Origin of the sequence: Nocardia wallacei (genome assembly GCF_029869545.1) — a bacterium.
GTDB classification, from domain to species: Bacteria; Actinomycetota; Actinomycetes; order Mycobacteriales; family Mycobacteriaceae; genus Nocardia; species Nocardia wallacei_A.
Map to the genome: position 1 here is coordinate 1 of NZ_JARWQD010000159.1, position 16,333 is coordinate 16,333.

15 protein-coding genes are annotated in these 16,333 nt (G+C 67.7%); 9 read left to right on the forward strand and 6 right to left on the reverse strand.

All coding sequences use genetic code 11. The features are described from left to right. Nucleotides 1-1,944, forward strand: a 1,944-nt coding sequence (locus QH290_RS12780; protein ID WP_280382957.1) for a glycogen debranching N-terminal domain-containing protein, incomplete at its 5' end; no start/stop codon positions are given. Between the two features lie 5 nt (nucleotides 1,945-1,949). Here QH290_RS12780 and QH290_RS12785 read toward each other — a convergent pair. Further along, nucleotides 1,950-2,459 (reverse strand): YbaB/EbfC family nucleoid-associated protein, encoded by a 510-nt coding sequence (locus QH290_RS12785; protein ID WP_280382958.1) that lies wholly within the window; start codon nucleotides 2,457-2,459, stop codon nucleotides 1,950-1,952. Between the two features lie 5 nt (nucleotides 2,460-2,464). Then, nucleotides 2,465-2,788, reverse strand: coding sequence for a hypothetical protein (locus QH290_RS12790; RefSeq protein ID WP_280266760.1), 324 nt, complete (start codon nucleotides 2,786-2,788; stop codon nucleotides 2,465-2,467). A 198-nt stretch (nucleotides 2,789-2,986) separates the two neighbouring features. Between QH290_RS12790 and QH290_RS12795 the strand changes: the two genes are divergently transcribed. From QH290_RS12795 to QH290_RS12805, 3 genes are all read left to right on the forward strand, one after another. Then, nucleotides 2,987-7,381: a WXG100-like domain-containing protein gene (locus tag QH290_RS12795; protein WP_280382959.1), complete on the forward strand. Its 4,395-nt coding sequence runs from the start codon at nucleotides 2,987-2,989 to the stop codon at nucleotides 7,379-7,381. Nucleotides 7,382-7,445: 64 nt separating this feature from the next. Then, the gene (locus QH290_RS12800) at nucleotides 7,446-7,793 is read left to right on the forward strand and encodes a hypothetical protein (RefSeq protein ID WP_280266758.1); all 348 of its coding nucleotides are present in this window, start codon (nucleotides 7,446-7,448) and stop codon (nucleotides 7,791-7,793) included. 18 nt (nucleotides 7,794-7,811) lie between these two features. Beyond that, entirely contained in the window at nucleotides 7,812-8,243 is a 432-nt protein-coding gene (locus QH290_RS12805) for a hypothetical protein (RefSeq protein WP_280266757.1), read from the forward strand. Here the strand turns inward: QH290_RS12805 and QH290_RS12810 are convergent. The 4 genes from QH290_RS12810 to QH290_RS12825 all read right to left on the reverse strand — a co-directional run bounded on the left by QH290_RS12810 (nucleotide 8,230) and on the right by QH290_RS12825 (nucleotide 13,622). Then, on the reverse strand, nucleotides 8,230-8,628 hold the full coding sequence (locus QH290_RS12810) for a hypothetical protein (RefSeq protein WP_280266756.1): 399 nt from the start codon (nucleotides 8,626-8,628) through the stop codon (nucleotides 8,230-8,232). The genes QH290_RS12805 and QH290_RS12810 overlap by 14 nt on opposite strands. Nucleotides 8,629-8,686: 58 nt before the next feature. Next, nucleotides 8,687-9,334, reverse strand: a complete 648-nt coding sequence (locus QH290_RS12815; protein ID WP_425301769.1) for an AIM24 family protein — start codon at nucleotides 9,332-9,334, stop codon at nucleotides 8,687-8,689. Nucleotides 9,335-9,447: 113 nt separating this feature from the next. Then, nucleotides 9,448-11,430, reverse strand: coding sequence for a M13 family metallopeptidase (locus tag QH290_RS12820; protein ID WP_280382960.1), 1,983 nt, complete (start codon nucleotides 11,428-11,430; stop codon nucleotides 9,448-9,450). Between the two features lie 143 nt (nucleotides 11,431-11,573). Beyond that, complete coding sequence (locus QH290_RS12825) at nucleotides 11,574-13,622, reverse strand: M13 family metallopeptidase (RefSeq protein WP_280382961.1); 2,049 nt, start codon at nucleotides 13,620-13,622, stop codon at nucleotides 11,574-11,576. Between the two features lie 364 nt (nucleotides 13,623-13,986). Here QH290_RS12825 and rplN point away from each other — a divergent pair, with 364 nt between their 5' ends. From rplN to QH290_RS12850, 5 genes are all read left to right on the forward strand, one after another. Further along, complete coding sequence (gene rplN / locus QH290_RS12830) at nucleotides 13,987-14,355, forward strand: 50S ribosomal protein L14 (protein ID WP_280266752.1); 369 nt, start codon at nucleotides 13,987-13,989, stop codon at nucleotides 14,353-14,355. A 1-nt stretch (nucleotide 14,356) separates the two neighbouring features. Further along, nucleotides 14,357-14,671 carry a 50S ribosomal protein L24 gene (gene rplX / locus QH290_RS12835; protein ID WP_062507016.1) on the forward strand — a complete coding sequence of 105 codons (315 nt, stop codon included), beginning with the start codon at nucleotides 14,357-14,359 and terminating at the stop codon, nucleotides 14,669-14,671. Next, nucleotides 14,671-15,234 (forward strand): 50S ribosomal protein L5, encoded by a 564-nt coding sequence (gene rplE / locus QH290_RS12840; protein WP_068020614.1) that lies wholly within the window; start codon nucleotides 14,671-14,673, stop codon nucleotides 15,232-15,234. Before rplX ends, rplE begins: the two co-directional genes overlap by 1 nt. 4 nt (nucleotides 15,235-15,238) lie before the next feature. Next, a complete protein-coding gene (locus QH290_RS12845) occupies nucleotides 15,239-15,424 on the forward strand; it encodes a type Z 30S ribosomal protein S14 (protein WP_029923637.1) in 186 nt (61 codons plus the stop codon). Nucleotides 15,425-15,643: 219 nt separating this feature from the next. Continuing rightward, nucleotides 15,644-16,219: a TIGR03086 family metal-binding protein gene (locus QH290_RS12850; RefSeq protein WP_280382962.1), complete on the forward strand. Its 576-nt coding sequence runs from the start codon at nucleotides 15,644-15,646 to the stop codon at nucleotides 16,217-16,219. Nucleotides 16,220-16,333: the final 114 nt, after the last annotated feature.

Below are 16,333 nucleotides of genomic sequence, written 5' to 3' on the forward strand. Positions count from 1 at the left end.
GGGGGGGGCCGGGCCCCGCCCCGGGCGCGGCGGGGGGCGGGCCGCCGGGGGGCTCCCCCGGGGGGTACCCCGCGGCGGCGGCCGCCCCGGGCGGGGGCGGCCGACAGCAGCCTGCTGGTGGTGCGGGAGCGGCTCGTCGCCGACGGGCTGCGCGAAACGGTCAGCGTCGAGAATCTGGGCCGCGAGCCCACCGCGGTGACGCTCGAACTGCATGCCGACGCCGATTTCGTGGACCTGTTCGCGGTCAAGGAGGGGCGCGAGGGCCACGGGCGGGCCGAGGTCATGGTCACCGACAGCGAGCTGCTGCTCAACGATCGGTCCGACCGGTCCCGCGGCATGGCGATCTCGTCGTCGGAGCCGCCCTCGGTGCTGCCGGGGTCGCTGCTGTGGCGGGTGGTGGTCCCGGCCGGCGGGCATTGGAGCACCGAGATCCTGGCCCAGCCGACCCTGGCCAACCAGCGCGTCAGCCTGCCGCTGCGGCCCGGCGAGCATTACGAGCGCAGCGAACCCGGCCGCAAGATCGAGGCATGGCGCGACACCGCGACCAAGCTCACCACGGGCGACCCGCTGCTCACCGCGGTCCTGCAGCGGACCGAGAGCGACCTGGGCGCCCTGCAGATCCACGACGACTCCCACGACGGTCGCACCTTCGTCGCGGCCGGTGCCCCCTGGTTCATGACCCTGTTCGGGCGCGACAGCCTGCTCACGGCGTGGATGGCGCTGCCGCTGGACGTCGGCCTCGCGATGGGCACCATGCAGCGGCTGGCCGAGCTGCAGGGGCAGCGGGTGGATCCGCTCACCGAGGAGGAACCGGGCCGGATCATGCACGAGATCCGGCGCGGGCCCTCCGGCGGGCTGGCGCTGGGCGGCGAGACCTATTACGGAACCGTCGACGCCACACCGCTTTTCGTGATGCTGCTGGCGGAGGTGCGGCGCTGGGGTGCGCCCGCGGAGGCGGTGCAGGCCCTGCTGCCCGCCGCCGACGCCGCGCTGGACTGGATCACGCACTTCGGTGACCGCGACGGCGACGGGTTCGTCGAGTACCAGCGCGCCACCGATCGCGGCCTGATCAACCAGGGCTGGAAGGACAGCTTCGACGGCATCAACGATGCCGCGGGCCACCTGGCGGAGGCGCCGATCGCGCTGTGCGAGGTACAGGGTTACGTGTACGGCGCGTTACTGGCGCGCGCCGAGCTGGCCGACGAGTTCGGCGACGCGGCCACCGCCACCCGGATGCGCGAGCACGCCGCGCAGCTGCGCACCAAGTTCGGCGAGGCGTTCTGGCTGCCCGAAAGGGGTTGGTACGCGGTCGCTCTGGACGGGAGCAAGCGCCGCGTCGACGCGCTCACCAGCAATGTCGGGCACTGCCTGTGGTCGGGTATCGCCACCGACGAGCAGGCCGCGCAGATCGTGCGGCGGCTGGCGACACCGGCGATGGATTCCGGATTCGGTTTGCGCACACTGGCTTCCGATATGGGCGCGTTCAATCCGATGAGCTACCACAACGGTTCGGTGTGGCCGCACGACACCGCGATCGCGGTGGCCGGGCTGCTGCGCTACCGGCACATCCCGGGCGCGGTCGAGCTGGCCACCCGGCTGGCCGACGGGCTGCTGGACGCCGCCGCGGCCTTCGGCGGGCGGCTGCCCGAATTGTTCTGCGGTTTCCCGCGTTCCAAGTTCGCGGCGCCGGTGCCGTATCCGACCTCGTGCTCCCCGCAGGCATGGGCCAGCGCCGCCCCGCTGCTGCTGGTCCGCTCGTTCCTCGGCCTGGATCCGGATGCCCCGCGCCGCACCCTCACCGTGCTCCCGCACCTGCCGCCCCGCTGGGGCCGCGTCGAACTCACCGATCTGCGCCTCGGCGGCTCGGTGATCGACCTGGCGGTGGACGGCGACCACATCACCGCCTCGAACCTGCCCGACGATTGGCGGCTGATCACGCACTGAGCCGATCACCAGCCGCTGTCGGTGATGCCCTTGCTGCCACTGTCGAAGTCGATCTCGTCCACATCGGTGAACTGCATATCGGAATCATCTGTGCCGGAACGCCGTTCGGGTGAGTCGGGCGGTGCCGTCGATACCGGTGGGGCAACCGGCATGCGCTGGGTGAGGTCGGGCAGGCCCTCGATCAGATCCGACAGCTTCGGCAACCGCGCACGCTGGGCCTGCAGCGGCTGCATGAGTTCGGAGGTCTTCCGTGTCATTTCCGCGGCGGCCTGCTGTGCGGCCTCGGTGACTCCGCGAGCTATTTCGGGGTAATCGAGATCGCCGATATCGGAGGCGAATCGGGTCTCGATCACGACGCCGTCGGCATTCACCGTCACCATGATCTTCTTGCGGCGAGCGGTTCCGGTCGCGGTCAGCCGTGCCCGGCGCTCGTGGATGTCGGCAATGGTCTGTACTTGATCATCGAATGCCGTCAGAAGTTCGGCCAGTTCCCTTTTGGCATGTTCATTCGACACGGTTGCTACCGGAAACCGTCGGCGCTGGTGCGGTCGGTATCGCCGTGCAGTTTCGAGGATTTCTGCTGGCCGTCACCGTGTTCCGAGGAATGATCCGCGAGATTGCCCGTAAGTTTCTTCAGATTCCGGCGTGCGGCCTCGTATCCGTTGTTGTTCTCGCCGTTCGCGAATCGATCACCGTACTGATCGCTGCCCCACGGGGTGCCCTTGCCCTCCGCGGCCGTCTGCAGCGTGGTGAGCGCATCGGCGATCCGGTCGCTGACCAGCTTGGCCTTCTCGGCCGCCTGCCGCTGCAGCTCGGGATCTGTTTCGACGTTCCTACCGGTCATGACGGTGGACCCTCCTCCCCTGAAGTAATTTCCGACCATAACTCCGATTCACCGCACGGGCAATGCCGGAGATGACGGATGTGTGCCGCGATTTCTCGGGGGTTGAAATCTCCGACATCCTTGTGCCACAGTCGATTTTCGGGCGGAAATTGTTCGCCAGGGGGTGTCTGTGAGTCCGGTCGGAATGGTGGGTTCGCCGTGGTGATCTGGAAACCGCCGCTGGCGGACGGACTCGGCTGGCTGGTCGGAATGGAATGGCCGGACGGTAACGAGGACCTGATGTGGGGGCTCGCCGACGATTGGCGCGCGGCGGCAACTTCGCTGTCCGACATAGATTCCGATATCGACACCGCGATCGCGGCCATCCGGGCCGCCTACCCGCAGGGCTCCGGCGGGGAGGCGATGATCAAACAGCTGCAGGCGATGCGGGACGGTGAGGGCTCGGTCGACGAGCTGGTGAAATGGTTCAACAGCGTGGCCGAGACCGCGGACTCGACCGGCACCGAGCTCGAGTACACCAAGCTGATGTTCCACTCGACGCTGGTGCTGCTGGCGCTGGAAATCGCTGCGGCGTGGTTGTTTCCGCCGACCGCTCCGGCCACCGAGGCGGCGCTGATCGCCGGTACCCGCGTCGGTGTGCGGGTGATGATCCGGCAGCTGCTGTCGCGCATCGGCCAACTGGGACTGAAGAATTCGATCGCGGCGGCGTTGAAATCGCAGTTCACCAAGCGACTGATGATCCACATGGCGATCGACGGCGGCATGAACGCGGTGCCGGATGCCGCGATCCAGGGCTACCAGACGATGTTCGGGCGTCGCGACAAGGTCGACTGGGGTCAGGTGGCGGTCTCCGGAGTCTCGGGCGCGGCGGGCGGGATGCTCGGGGCGGGCGTCGGCAAGGCGGCGCTGGGGCCGATGGGAAAAGTGTTCGGCGACAAGATGCTCGGTAAGCGTTCGATGGCCGACCGCGCGGCCGGTGCGCTCGGCGGCGCCGCCAACGCGATGGGGGCCTGGGCGGCGACCGGGGCGATGACCGGCCAGTGGCATTTCGATCCCCGGATGGTCACCGCGGGTATGGTGCCGGGCGCGATGCACGGCGCCGGACACGGTCTCGGGCCGGGCATGCGGGATGCTCCGAGTCCGCTCGGCAAGACGAATTTCGACGGCGGTGCCATGCGTCCCGAGGGGGCGTCGCCACTTTCCGATGGCGCGGCGGCCAATCCCCGCTCCACTCCGGACGACAGCGGCGCACCGGGACAGGATGTCGCGCCGGTCGGGCACGACGGCGGTAGCGGTCCCGTCGACCGCGGTGGCCCCCCGCCCGCCGAAACCCGCCCCGCGGCAGCCGATCCCGGAGGATCACCCGACCACTCCCCGCCGGCCCGCGCCGGAGACGGCTCCTCCCGGACCGATCCCGGCGATCAGGGCTACGGCGGTTCGACGGGCGAGCGCCCGGCCCACGACGGCACGGGCGAGCGGTCCGTGCGCGACGTGGGGGACGAGCTGTCGATGCATGACGGGATGGGCGGACAGCCCGTGCACGACGGCCCTAGTGACCGGGCAGTTCAGCCGGACACCGGTGAACAGCCCGCACCCTACGGTTCCGGCGCGACAATGCCGCACGACGGACCCGGCGTGCCGCCGAGCGGCGATGGCTCCACCGGGCGGCCCCCGCCGCCGGAGACGGTCCCCGGCGACAACGGATCGGTCACGGGGAAAGGGGAATTCGGCAGCGCTCCGCGTCAGGGCTCCGGTCCGGATGCCTCCGTCGGCGACCGGGGTATCGGCGACACCGATCCGGTAAGCGATTCCCGACCCGAGGCCCACGATGTCCCGGAACCCACGCCACCCTCGGTGGACCGCCCCTTCGTATCACCCGACACCCACCCGGCCGGTGCGACACCCCTGGGCACCGAACCTGTTGCCGCCAGGGGAGATTCACCGGCAGCACCACCGCCCGACCGAACACCACCCCTCGGCACGGACCGCCCCACCGACCCCGCCCCGTTCGCTCCACCCCCCGAACCTCGCCCCGCGGCGAACACACCTGCAGCACGACCTGATTCGACCACCCCCGCCCGCCCGGACACCTCAACCCCGGCGCGGCCAGTCGATGCCAGCAGTCCTACGCGAGTCAGAGACACGAGCAACCCAGCGCGCATGGCCGATACGAGCAGCCCGGCCCGCCCAAGCGATACCAGCAGTTCTTCGCGCGCGGGTGACGCTTCGCGCAGCACCGGCTTGCCCGGCGATGCGGGGCCGTCCGGCTCACCGATGCATGCGCGCAGCACCGGGGCCGAGGCCGCTCCGCGCACGCATGCGGGCCCCGAATCCGGCAGCGGCACAACGCCCGCCGACCGCGCGGGCGCCGGTACCGAACGGCAGGGGGAACATGGCGGGCCGCGTGATCGTGATGCGGAGCCCGGTGGCGTGCGGGAACGCGATACCGAACGCTCCGGCACGAGCCCGGATCGTGAAGCGCCACCGAAGGATTCGCGTGACTTCGATCCGCAGCGGGATCGGCCCGAGTCGCACGAGCCCGGCTCGTCCGAACCCCGCCCGAGCATCGAGGAGGCCCACGCCCGCCACGGCGAACGAACTCCCGCCGGCATCTCCCACCATCGCGGCGACACCTCCATGGGCGACCTGCCGCACCGCGTCCCGCGCGACGAGGGCCGCTTCACCGCCGACGTCCATGTCACCCCCGACGGCCACGCCCGCATAGGCAACCACAGGTACACCCCGGAGGAATACGGCAACCTCCTGCGCAACCACGGCTGGGACGGCAAGTCCCCCATCCGCCTGATCGGCTGCGACGCCGCCACCAACGGCTTCGCCGCCCGCCTGGCCACCCACCTCGGCGTAGACGTCCTGGCCCCCACCAAGTCCGCCTGGACCGACGGCCGCGGCCGCGTCTACAGCAGCACCCCCGAAATCGGCCCGGACGGCAACCGCCGCCCGCGCATCCCCCCGGACGGTGAGTGGCAGACACATCGTCCCAACGGCACCACGACCAAGGTCGGCGACGACGGCTTCGTCCCGGGGACTCGGGATGCCGACAAGCAGGGGCTGACCCCCGACGACGCGGCCGAACGCGCGCGCCCCGTCGACCCGGTCCGGGACGATCCGGATCGCGACGGAACCCCGCAGCAGCGGGAAACCTGGGACCCCCCGGTTCGCCCCGACGGCACACCGCTGCCGGAGGTGCCGCTGACGGTCGGCAGGGACGTCAGGGTGCTCGACTTCAACGGCCGGGAACCTCTGCAACCGAATTCCCGGATGCGGGTCACCGACACCGACGGCAACCTGCGGGGCGTCTTCTATACCGACGCGAATCGAAATGTCACGCACGTCGAGACGGCCGTGCCGAATGTGGGACTGAGCCGTGATCCGATCGCAGCGCCGGTCAATCCCGATACCGCCCGGCCCGCTCCTGGCGTCAAATACAACGTGTCGACGGGTCCCAATCTCAGGCATATCTTCATGGGTCCCGAGCCGACCCACGATCCGCTGCCCGCCGGACGCGAGCCGGACGCGACCGCGCCCCCTCCGCACGATTCGTCGCTACCCTCCCGAGAGCCGACACATGAGCCACCGCAGCGTTTCGACGAGTTCAACCGCGGGGACGTGCCGCCGGCGGTCGACTGGAACCCGCCGGGCGATCACAACGGTCTGTACCGGACGGCGGAGCCGGTGCGGAACTACGACCCGGCGACGTCCGGGCCGTTCTCACTGAGCGAGCCGAGGGAACCGCACACTCGGTACGATGTATACGACACCAGGGGGGATTGGCACGGCACCTTCTACACGGACGCACGCGGCAACTTCTCCCACATTCATACGTGGTCGGGCAACCGCGACCACGGATTCAATCCGGAACTCGGCACGGGAGCGACCTGGGACAGCGGATTGCAGGTTCCGAGACCGAACACCACCTATGCGGTCGGTCCGCGGTATCTGGACGGCTTCGACGCGCGTGAGCCGCGGCAGCTGTATCGGACCGACGAGCACGGCGATACCGTTGCCGCGTCGATTCGCCCGCACTACCCGCCGCCGGGAACCAGGGCGGCCGACTACTTCGGTTCACGGCGAGGGTTCGACGAGACCGGTAACCTGCAGACCGACGTGGGGCAGATCGCCAGCGGCGGCAACGATCGTACGGGCACGCGCATCGGCGGCGAATACGATCGCGACAGCCAGCCACCGGCGGATCGTCGGATGTACCGGTTCGCCGGTGGGCACCTTGCCTCCTATGAATCGGGTGGTCCCGGCGAGCGCATCAACCATATTCCGCAGTGGGCCTACGAAAACAGTGGCTGGCGCCTGGATGAGCGACCGACGTCGGATTCGTGGCGGAGAATGGAGTCGGATCAGGCCGATCTTCGTGCCGACCCGAATGTCGATGTGGACAGGATCGATGTGTGGGCGGAACGTCGCACACCGGGCGTGCACACACCGGATGTTCTGCATGCTCAGTTCCAACTGATTCTCCGGAACCCGGCGTCGATTCGAGTGTATTTGAGGAGTTTCTACAATGTCCCCGAGCAAGCGAGACACCCCATCTACCTCCACCCACCCCCACCGAGTCCGTGAAACTCACGGGGAACTGCTCGGCACTGTCGGCCGCGATCTGGTGGCGGCGGTACCGGGGAATTGGTTGCGGATCGATCTCCGCTTCTGGAACACCGGCACGACGGCTCAGTCGGAGTTGACGGTGGTCGAGAGCGACGGTGCGACGCGCGCCGTGCGCGTGCCGTTTTCGGTCGTCGGAGCACTCCGCGAGTTGCGCGCAACAATGTACGAGCCCGGTCGCGGCACGTGGTTCTCGCTGCGCTACACGATCGATCCGCCGATGGAGTATCGCGTGTTGTTCAACTACGACGACGACCCCCAGTGGTGGCCCGAGATCGCGGCAGAGGAATGGGCGAAGGATCTTCGAGCGTACCCTCGCGACTCAGAGCATGTGCCGGACTGGCTTCGCGCAAAACTGCCCGAAGTAGAGTGAAGAGGAATACTGACTACGGTGACGAAACCGCTTGGCCCCGAGGCTCAATCCGAGATTTTATCCGCGATCACCGCGCGGTTGCAAACGGTGTTACCGGCAGGGTGGCATCATCTGCAAATCGACTACACCGCGGTCGGCGACACCGTGATCAGCGGCGGTCTGCTGCGCATGGAGAACGGTGGAATGGTCGGCGTATCACTGCCAGAGGATGTCGACGAGCGCTTCGCGGCGCTACGTGCGGGGATGGCGAACCCGGAGAGCGGGGCCTGGCTGCACGCGACCTACCGGCTCGAATATCCGGACGCCACCACCGTGGAGTACGACCGGCAGCAGATGCCACTGTGGGACGATCCCCCCACCGACGCGGACTGCGCTCGGGAGCTGGACTTGTATCCGCGCGCTGCCGAGTTCATTCCGGCGTGGATGCGGGAGCGGCTCACGTCCCGGTAATCACCGATACCGCAAGGTCTTTCGTCTCCTCATCGACCTCGGGTGTGCGAAAGTCGCGCGCCACGATGTGCTGAACCAGGCCCGGTTCCGGGGGTAGACCGTGCTTGCGGAGGTAGTGGGGGACCGAGCCCGCCCAGATCCAGGTGCCGTCGGTGCGGTAGTTCAGGGGGACGTCGTGCTCGTCGGGGGCGAACTCGTCGACGTCGAGGTGGCGGGCGGCGAGCACCACCGGCGCGGCCTCCAGATATGTCAGAAGCGCTTCGCGCAGTTCGGGATTCACTGCTGCACGGTCGGCGGTCGGGCGTCCGCTGGGATCACGCCCGTCATAGACGCGGGCCAGCCGCAACCGATGGTCGGCGGAAACCGATGGCGCGGAGTCGCCCATATCGAAACCCCCTCGATCTTGTCGTTCCGTCCCCGATCGTAGCCCGTATCGCCCGCGCTCAGTGCGTGTGCGGCGGAACCGTGGGACCCTCGCTGGCCTGGACCAGGACGAAACCCTGGCCGCGGAAGGCCAGCTGCATGGCCTCGCCGCTGCCGCGGCCGATCAGCGCGGAGGCCTTGAAGGTGCGGTTCACGCCGACCTGCAGGCTGGTGCTCCAGGCGACCGCGGCCTGGCCGTCGGCGAAGGTCGGGGCGCGGCTCGCGTCCAGCATCACGGGTGCGCCGTGCGTGGTGACGGCGACCCAGCCGGTGCCCTGCAGGGTGGTGTTGAACAGCCCGCCCGCCGCCATGCCCGCGCCCTGCACCCGCTGAATGTTGGAACTCAGGCTCGCGTCGTAGGCCAGGACGTTGGCGCCGTTGACCGTGATGCCCTCGTTCTCCAGGAAGAACAGGTGCACATCGTCGGCGTCGTTGGCCAGGAACAGCAGACCCTGGCCCTTGACGCGCATCAATTCCACGCCCTCGCCGGTCACGGCCTTCTTGATGAATTTGCCGATGCCCCCGGCACCTTCGTAGTCGAAATCCATCTGGCCCTGGAAGGCGACCATGGAGCCCTGCTTGGCCAGCACGTCACCGTTGAGCTGCACCCGGAGCATCTTGGCGTTCTGCAGGGCGAAGTGCCCGGGTAGCTGCTGCCCCTGCTCCATATTGCCGAAAAACGAACTGCGCATGATCGAGCGGCCTCCCGTGTCCTGTCGTCCCCGCTGGATTCGCAGTATATCGGCGGTACAAGAGCGTTACCGGGTTTCGCGGTGCGCCCCTACAGCGTGACCCGCTGATCCGGCGGCAGAAACAGCTTGTCCCCCTCCTTCACCCCGAAGGTGTCGTAGAACTCCTGCAGGTTGCGCACCACCTGATTGCAGCGGAATTCGTTGGGGGAGTGGGTATCGGTGAGCAGTTCGGCCGTGAGCTCCTTGGTCTGCTTGCCGCGCCAGCTGCGGGCCCAGGACATGAACATGCTGCGGAAGTCGGGCTCGCGACCGGCTCGCCGCTCGGCCAGGCGATAGGCGGCGAGCGCGATCTGCAGGCCGCGCAGGTCGGCCAGGTTCTCGCCCAGGGTCAGCTCGCCGTTGACGTGCTGGTGCGGTTCCAGGCCCTCGGGCACCAGCACGCTGAACTGCTCTACCAACTGCTCGGATTTCGCGTCGAAGGCCGCCCGATCCTCCGGCGTCCACCAGTTGCGCAGATTGCCGGTGGCGTCGTATTTGGACCCCTGATCGTCGAAGCCGTGGCCGATCTCGTGGCCGATGGTGGCGCCGACCGCGCCGAAGTTGACCGCGGGCAGGGCGTCCTTGTCGAAGAACGGCGGCTGCAAATACGCTGCGGGAAAGGTGATCTCGTTGTTGGGCGGGGAGTAGAAGGCGTTGACCGTCTGCGGTGTGCTGTTCCATTCGGCCTTGTCCACCGGCGTCCCGAGGCGGTTGAATGCCCGCCTGGCCTCGAAATTGTTGATGGCGACGAGGGATTCGATGAGCTTGCCGCGAGTGATCTTCAGGCCGGAATAGTCGGTCCACTTGTCCGGATAGCCGAGCTTGACGGTCATCTTCTCGAGCTTGACCAGCGCCGCGTCCCGGGTGGCCGGGGTCATCCAGCTGGAGTTGCGGAAGTCCTCGCGGTAGGCCTCCATCAGGTCGGCCACCATCTTCTTGACCTCGTCCTTGGCCTCCGGCGGGAAGTACTTGTCCACGTACAGCTTTCCGAGCTGCTCGCCCAGCGACTCCTGCACGATGCCGACCCCGTACTTCCAGCGCTCGGGCCGTTCCTTCTGCCCCGACATGACGGTGCCGTTGAAATGGAAGTTGGCATCGTTGATCGCCTTGGGCAGGTACTTCGCGAAGGAACGAATCAGGCTGAGCTTCAAGTACTCCCGCCAGACGGCGATATCCACCTCGGTCCACAGCTGCGCCGCCGCCGGGATATACGACGGCTGACCCACCACGAGTTCGGCGAACAGGTCCTTCGGCCGGTCGGTGTTGCCGGAAAGCCAAGGGTCCCAGTCGAATCCCTTGCCGAGATCGGTCACCTGGGCCCAGGTCATCCGGTTGTAGGTGGCGTTCGCGTCGCGCATGCGCACGTTGTCCCAGTGGTGGGCGGCGATGCGGACCTCCAGGTCGACCACGCGCCCGGCCAGCGCCGCCGGATCGGGAAGTCCGGCGCCGGCGGCGATCTGCTCCATGAACGTGCGGTACGCGGCGAGCTTGTCGGCGTATTCGGGCTTGCGGTAGTACTCCTCGCCCAGCCCGATGCCCGACTGGCCGATCGAGGGCACATAGCTGTCGGTCTTCTTGCGGTCGACGCCGACGCCGAGGCCGATGAGCCCGCCGAGCGGCAGTTCGCCCATCACGCGGGCGAGTTCGGGTTTGGTTGCGGCCCTGTCGATCCGGTCGAACATCGGCTGCAGCGGGGTCATGCCCAGCCGCTCGATCTCGTCCCAGTCCACCCGGGCGTCGTAGAGGTCGCGGATGTGCTGGGCCTCGGTGCCCTCCTCCGGATCCTTGATGCCGTCGATGATCTCGCGCAGCTGGTCCTGGGTGCGCTCGGCGGCCTCGGTACCCGAGCCGTACCCCGATTTGTCCGGCGGCAGCTGATAGTCGCGCAGCCACTTGCCGTTGACGTACCGGTACAGATCGTCCTGCGGTCGCACCGCCTCGTCGACGCCCGACACATCCGCCCCGTGCAACTGCTTCGGCGCCTCGTCCTTCGAACACGCCCCGAGGGCCGCCGCCGCGGGCACGAGCCCCATCGCAACCAGAAACGTACGACGCCCGAGGCGCACCGAACCCGACGATGTCACCAAAACCCACTCCCCGGCGGGCTGACCCCGCACCCATGCTCGTAGCCGACTTGCTGCGCAAGAGGCTACCGGTACGAGACCGCGAAAGGGTCCTACAACGCCACCCGCTGGTCCTGGGGAAGGAACAACTTGTCCGCCTCCTGCACACCGTAGGTGGCGTAGAACTCCGGCAGGTTGCGCACGACCTGGTTGCAGCGGAATTCGGCGGGGGAGTGCGGGTCGCTGGCGAGCTGGGACTCGGTGGCCTGCGGGGTCTGCTTGGTGCGCCAGGTGCGCCCCCAGGATTCGAAGACCGGGTGGTAGTCGGGATTGTCGGTGCCGTCGCGCTTTTCGGCGATCCGGTAGGCGGCCAGGGAGATCATCAGGCCGCGCAGGTCGGCCAGGTTCTCGCCCACGGTGAGCTCGCCGTTGACGTGCTGATCCGGCGCGAGGCCCGCGGGCACCAGCGCGTTGTACTGCGCGATGAGTTGCTCGGTCTTGGCCTCGAAGGCCGCCTTGTCCTGCGGCGTCCACCAGTCCTTCAGGTTGCCGTCGCCGTCGTACTTGGAGCCCTGATCGTCGAAGCCGTGGCCGATCTCGTGGCCGATCACGGCACCGCCCGCGCCGAAGTTCACCGCCGCCCGGGCGCCGGGGTCGAAGAACGGCGGCTGCAGGAACGCCGCCGGGAACACGATCTCGTTACCGGAGGGGTTGTAGTAGGCGTTCACCGTCTGCGGCGGCATCGCCCATTCGGACTTGTCGACGGGCTTGCCGAGCTTGTCGAACATGCGCTGGGCCTCGAAAGCCGTAGCGGCGCGCAGGGATTCGACCAGTTTGCCGCGGGTGATCCGCAGTCCGGAGTAGTCGGTCCACTTGTCCGGGTAGCCGATCTTGGCATTGATCTTGTCGAGCTTCGCGATGGAGGCATCCCGGGTGGGCGGCGACATCCAGCTCGATGTGCGGAAGTTGTCGCGGTAGGCCGCCATCAGATCCGACACCATCTGGTTGGCGCGGTCCTTCGCCTCGGGCGGAAAGTACTTGGCCACATACACTTTTCCGAGCTGTTCGCCGAGATTGGAATTGACCGTGTTCACCGCCGACCGCCACAGTTCCGGCCGCTCCTGCATGCCCTGCATGACCTTGCCGAAGAATTCGAAGTTGGCGTCGGAGATCTCCCTGGTGAGATACGGCGCGTACTCGCGGACCAGGCTCAGCTTCAGATAGTCGCGCCAGGTAGCGATATCGACCTCGTCCCACAGCTTTCCGGCCTCGGTGACGAACGACGGTTCGGCGACATTCACCGTCGCGAACAGTTCCCTGGGCCGGTCGGTGTTGCCCGCGAGCCAGGCGTCCCAGGCGAATCCCGGTGCGAGCGAGGTCAATTCGGCCCAGCTGCGCAGGTTGTAGGTGGCCGAGGCGTCGCGGGCGCGGACGTTGTCCCAGAACCCGGCGGCGATGCGGGTCTCCAGATCGACCACGCGCTGCGCGTAGGCGGCGGGTTCGGGAAATCCGGCGGCGGCGGCGATGCGCTGCATGAAGGTGCGGTACGCGTCGAGCTTCTGGGCGTATTCGGGCTTGCGGTAGTACTGCTCGCCGAGCCCCAGCCCGGACTGGGCGACCATCGGCAGGTTGGCGTTCGAGTCCATCGGATCGGCAGCCACGCCCAACCCGATCAACCCGACATCGGGCAGCGAACCCATCACCCGGGCCAGGTCGGTCTTGTTCGCCGCGCCGTCGATCTGCGCGAACAGGTCCTGCAGCGGTGAGATGCCGAGCCGGTTCAGCTCGTCCTCGTTCATGCGTGCGTCGTACAGATCGCGGATCTGCTGGTCGGCGGCCCCGTCCTCGGGGTCCTCGATGCCCTCGATGATCTCCTTCAGCTCGCCCTCGACCCGGTCGTTCACCTCGTCGAAGCTGCCGAAGGAGGTCTTGTCCGGGGGCAGCTGATACGTCCGCAGCCAGGTGCCGTTGACCGACCGGAACAGATCGTCCTGCGGCCGGATCGCCGGATCCGCGCCCGACATGTCCGGCCCGGCCAGCGGCGCGGTGGCCCCGGAATCGGAGGTGTCGCACGAGGCCAGCGCCGCGGCCGCGGGTACCAGGCCGAGGGCGGTCAGAAAGGTGCGGCGGGCGAGTCTGGACGGGCGCTCGGGCGCGGTCACTCGGTCTCCTCTTCATCAGCGGTGACGTAGCTCGCGCCGACGTTAGTAGAGGTGACTGAGTAATAGCTGAACCCACGCCAAACCACCCCTCGCTCATCCCGGCATGCCCCTCGCTCATCCCCGGCATGCCCCTCCTCATCCCCGGCATGCTTTTGGCCGGGGCGATTTGGGTAGGACCTGGGGCTTCGCTACACTGAACCGGTTGCCTGCGGGACAACTGTGCCCGCACTCCGGCCGCGAACCCACAGTGGTGGATCGATCCAGATCAGGAAACCGCTGGCAGGCGCGCGTGCGGAGGGCAACCGGCCATGCCCGTCGGGTCGGAATCCGGCGTGCATATCGTCCAGGTCTAGGAGGAGCTGAAGTGATTCAGCAGGAGTCGCGACTGCGCGTCGCCGACAACACGGGTGCCAAGGAGATCCTCTGCATCCGTGTGCTCGGCGGGTCGTCGCGTCGCTATGCCGGTATCGGCGACGTGATCGTCGCCACCGTGAAAGATGCCATCCCCGGCGGCAACGTCAAGAAGGGCGATGTCGTCAAGGCTGTCATCGTGCGCACCACCAAGGAGCGCCGTCGTCCGGATGGTTCCTACATCCGTTTCGACGAGAACGCCGCGGTGCTGATCAAGCCGGACAACGATCCGCGCGGCACCCGCATCTTCGGCCCCGTCGGCCGCGAGCTGCGTGACAAGCGTTTCATGAAGATCGTTTCGCTGGCCCCGGAGGTGCTCTGACATGAAGGTGCACAAGGGCGACACCGTGATCGTCGTCTCGGGTAAGGACAAGGGCGCCAAGGGCAAGGTCATCCAGGCCTACCCGCAGACCGAGAAGGTCCTGGTCGAGGGCGTGAACCGGATCAAGAAGCACGTCGCGAACTCCGCGAACCAGCGTGGTGCCAGCTCGGGCGGCATCGTGACCCAGGAGGCGCCCATCCACGTCTCGAACGTGATGGTTGTCGACTCCGACGGCAAGCCGACCCGCGTGGGTTACCGCACCGACGAGAACGGCAAGCGGGTGCGCATCTCCCGTCGCAACGGGAAGGACATCTGATGACGACCACCGAGAACATTCAGCCCCGTCTCAAGCTGCGCTACCGCGCCGAGATCAAGGACGCGCTGAACAAGGAATTCAACTACGCCAACGTGATGCAGATCCCGGGCGTGGTGAAGGTTGTCGTGAACATGGGTGTCGGTGACGCCGCTCGCGACGCCAAGCTGATCAACGGCGCCGTCGCGGACCTGGCGCTGATCACCGGTCAGAAGCCGGAGATCCGCAAGGCCCGCAAGTCGATCGCGCAGTTCAAGCTGCGCGAGGGCATGCCGATCGGCGCCCGCGTCACCCTGCGCGGCGACCGCATGTGGGAGTTCCTGGACCGCCTGGTGTCCATCGCGCTCCCGCGTATCCGCGACTTCCGCGGCCTGTCGCCGAAGCAGTTCGACGGCAACGGCAACTACACGTTCGGCCTGAGCGAGCAGTCGATGTTCCACGAGATCGATGTGGACAAGATCGACCGCCCGCGCGGTATGGACATCACGGTCGTCACCACGGCGACCAACGACGAGGAGGGGCGCGCCCTGCTCAAGCACCTCGGCTTCCCGTTCAAGGAGAACTGAGCACATGGCTAAGAAAGCTCTGATCAACAAGGCCAACGCGAAGCCGAAGTTCGCCGTTCGCGCCTACACCCGCTGCCAGCGCTGCGGCCGCCCCCACGCGGTCTACCGCAAGTTCGGCCTGTGCCGCGTATGCCTGCGCGAAATGGCCCACCGCGGCGAACTCCCGGGCGTCCACAAGTCCAGCTGGTAAGCACCGCTCCATATCTGAACGCAAATGCGGTGGTCCGTCCAACAACGGACCACCGCTTTCGCATATCCGGCGGACCATACCGCCTACATGTTGTACGAGCTGAGAGCAGCTTCACGCCGAATTCGGAAACTGGGCTCCGCAATCCGCTGCTGAGTGTCGAGATCGGGGTGGGCTGATCGTCCTTGCTGTGACATCGACCCTCGATCTGGAGGAACAGCAATGGACGAGACTCTGCAGGCGTACCGCCGGGCGGTGGACGAGCTGGAGGCCGTGTTGGCGAAAGTCGGGGCGGGCCAATGGGATTCGCCGTCGGCCTGTGCCGAGTGGACGGTCCGCGACGTCGCCGGGCACGTTACTTGGGCGCAGCGGCAGATGCGGGCCTGGGCGGTGGAGGAGGAGTTCACCGATCGCAGTGGGGCGCCCGGGTCCGCGCATCCCGGTGCGCTGGCGGGCGACGACCCGGTGCAGGCCTTCCGATCGGCGCGGTCCGCATGCGATGCCGCGCTCACGGCCGAGGCGCTGGCCCGGACCACCCAGATCACGGGCCTGGGTGAGATCCCGCTCTCGGCGGTACTTCCGCTGCTGCTGACCGATTCGATCACCCATGCCTGGGATATGGCCCATCCGCTCGGGATGGACATCCAGCTCCCACCCGACCTCGTCGCCCGGGCCTCCGCGTGGGCCCACGCCAATGTCGTTCGCGCCCCCGGCTTCTTCGGCCCCGAAGCCACCCCACCGTCCGGCGCCGACGACCAAACTCGCCTCCTGGCCTACCTCGGCCGCGGGGTGGGATAGCTGTTGAAAGGCGGCAGCCCCGACCGTGGGTGCCGCCCAGGGTGCAAGTTACGTTCCGTGGTGTAGCACAAAGTGCGCATTCGTCGCGGTTAGACCAAAAGGGTAAAAGACCCC

Coding starts and splice junctions, on each gene's coding strand:
- QH290_RS12810 (WP_280266756.1), bottom strand. CDS start 8,628: ATGGGCGACTCCGCGCCATCGGTTTCCGCCGACCATCGGTTGCGGCTG.
- QH290_RS12850 (WP_280382962.1), top strand. CDS start 15,644: ATGGACGAGACTCTGCAGGCGTACCGCCGGGCGGTGGACGAGCTGGAG.
- rplE (WP_068020614.1), top strand. CDS start 14,671: ATGACGACCACCGAGAACATTCAGCCCCGTCTCAAGCTGCGCTACCGC.
- QH290_RS12820 (WP_280382960.1), bottom strand. CDS start 11,430: ATGGGGCTCGTGCCCGCGGCGGCGGCCCTCGGGGCGTGTTCGAAGGAC.
- QH290_RS12790 (WP_280266760.1), bottom strand. CDS start 2,788: ATGACCGGTAGGAACGTCGAAACAGATCCCGAGCTGCAGCGGCAGGCG.
- QH290_RS12815 (WP_425301769.1), bottom strand. CDS start 9,334: ATGGAGCAGGGGCAGCAGCTACCCGGGCACTTCGCCCTGCAGAACGCC.
- QH290_RS12845 (WP_029923637.1), top strand. CDS start 15,239: ATGGCTAAGAAAGCTCTGATCAACAAGGCCAACGCGAAGCCGAAGTTC.
- rplX (WP_062507016.1), top strand. CDS start 14,357: ATGAAGGTGCACAAGGGCGACACCGTGATCGTCGTCTCGGGTAAGGAC.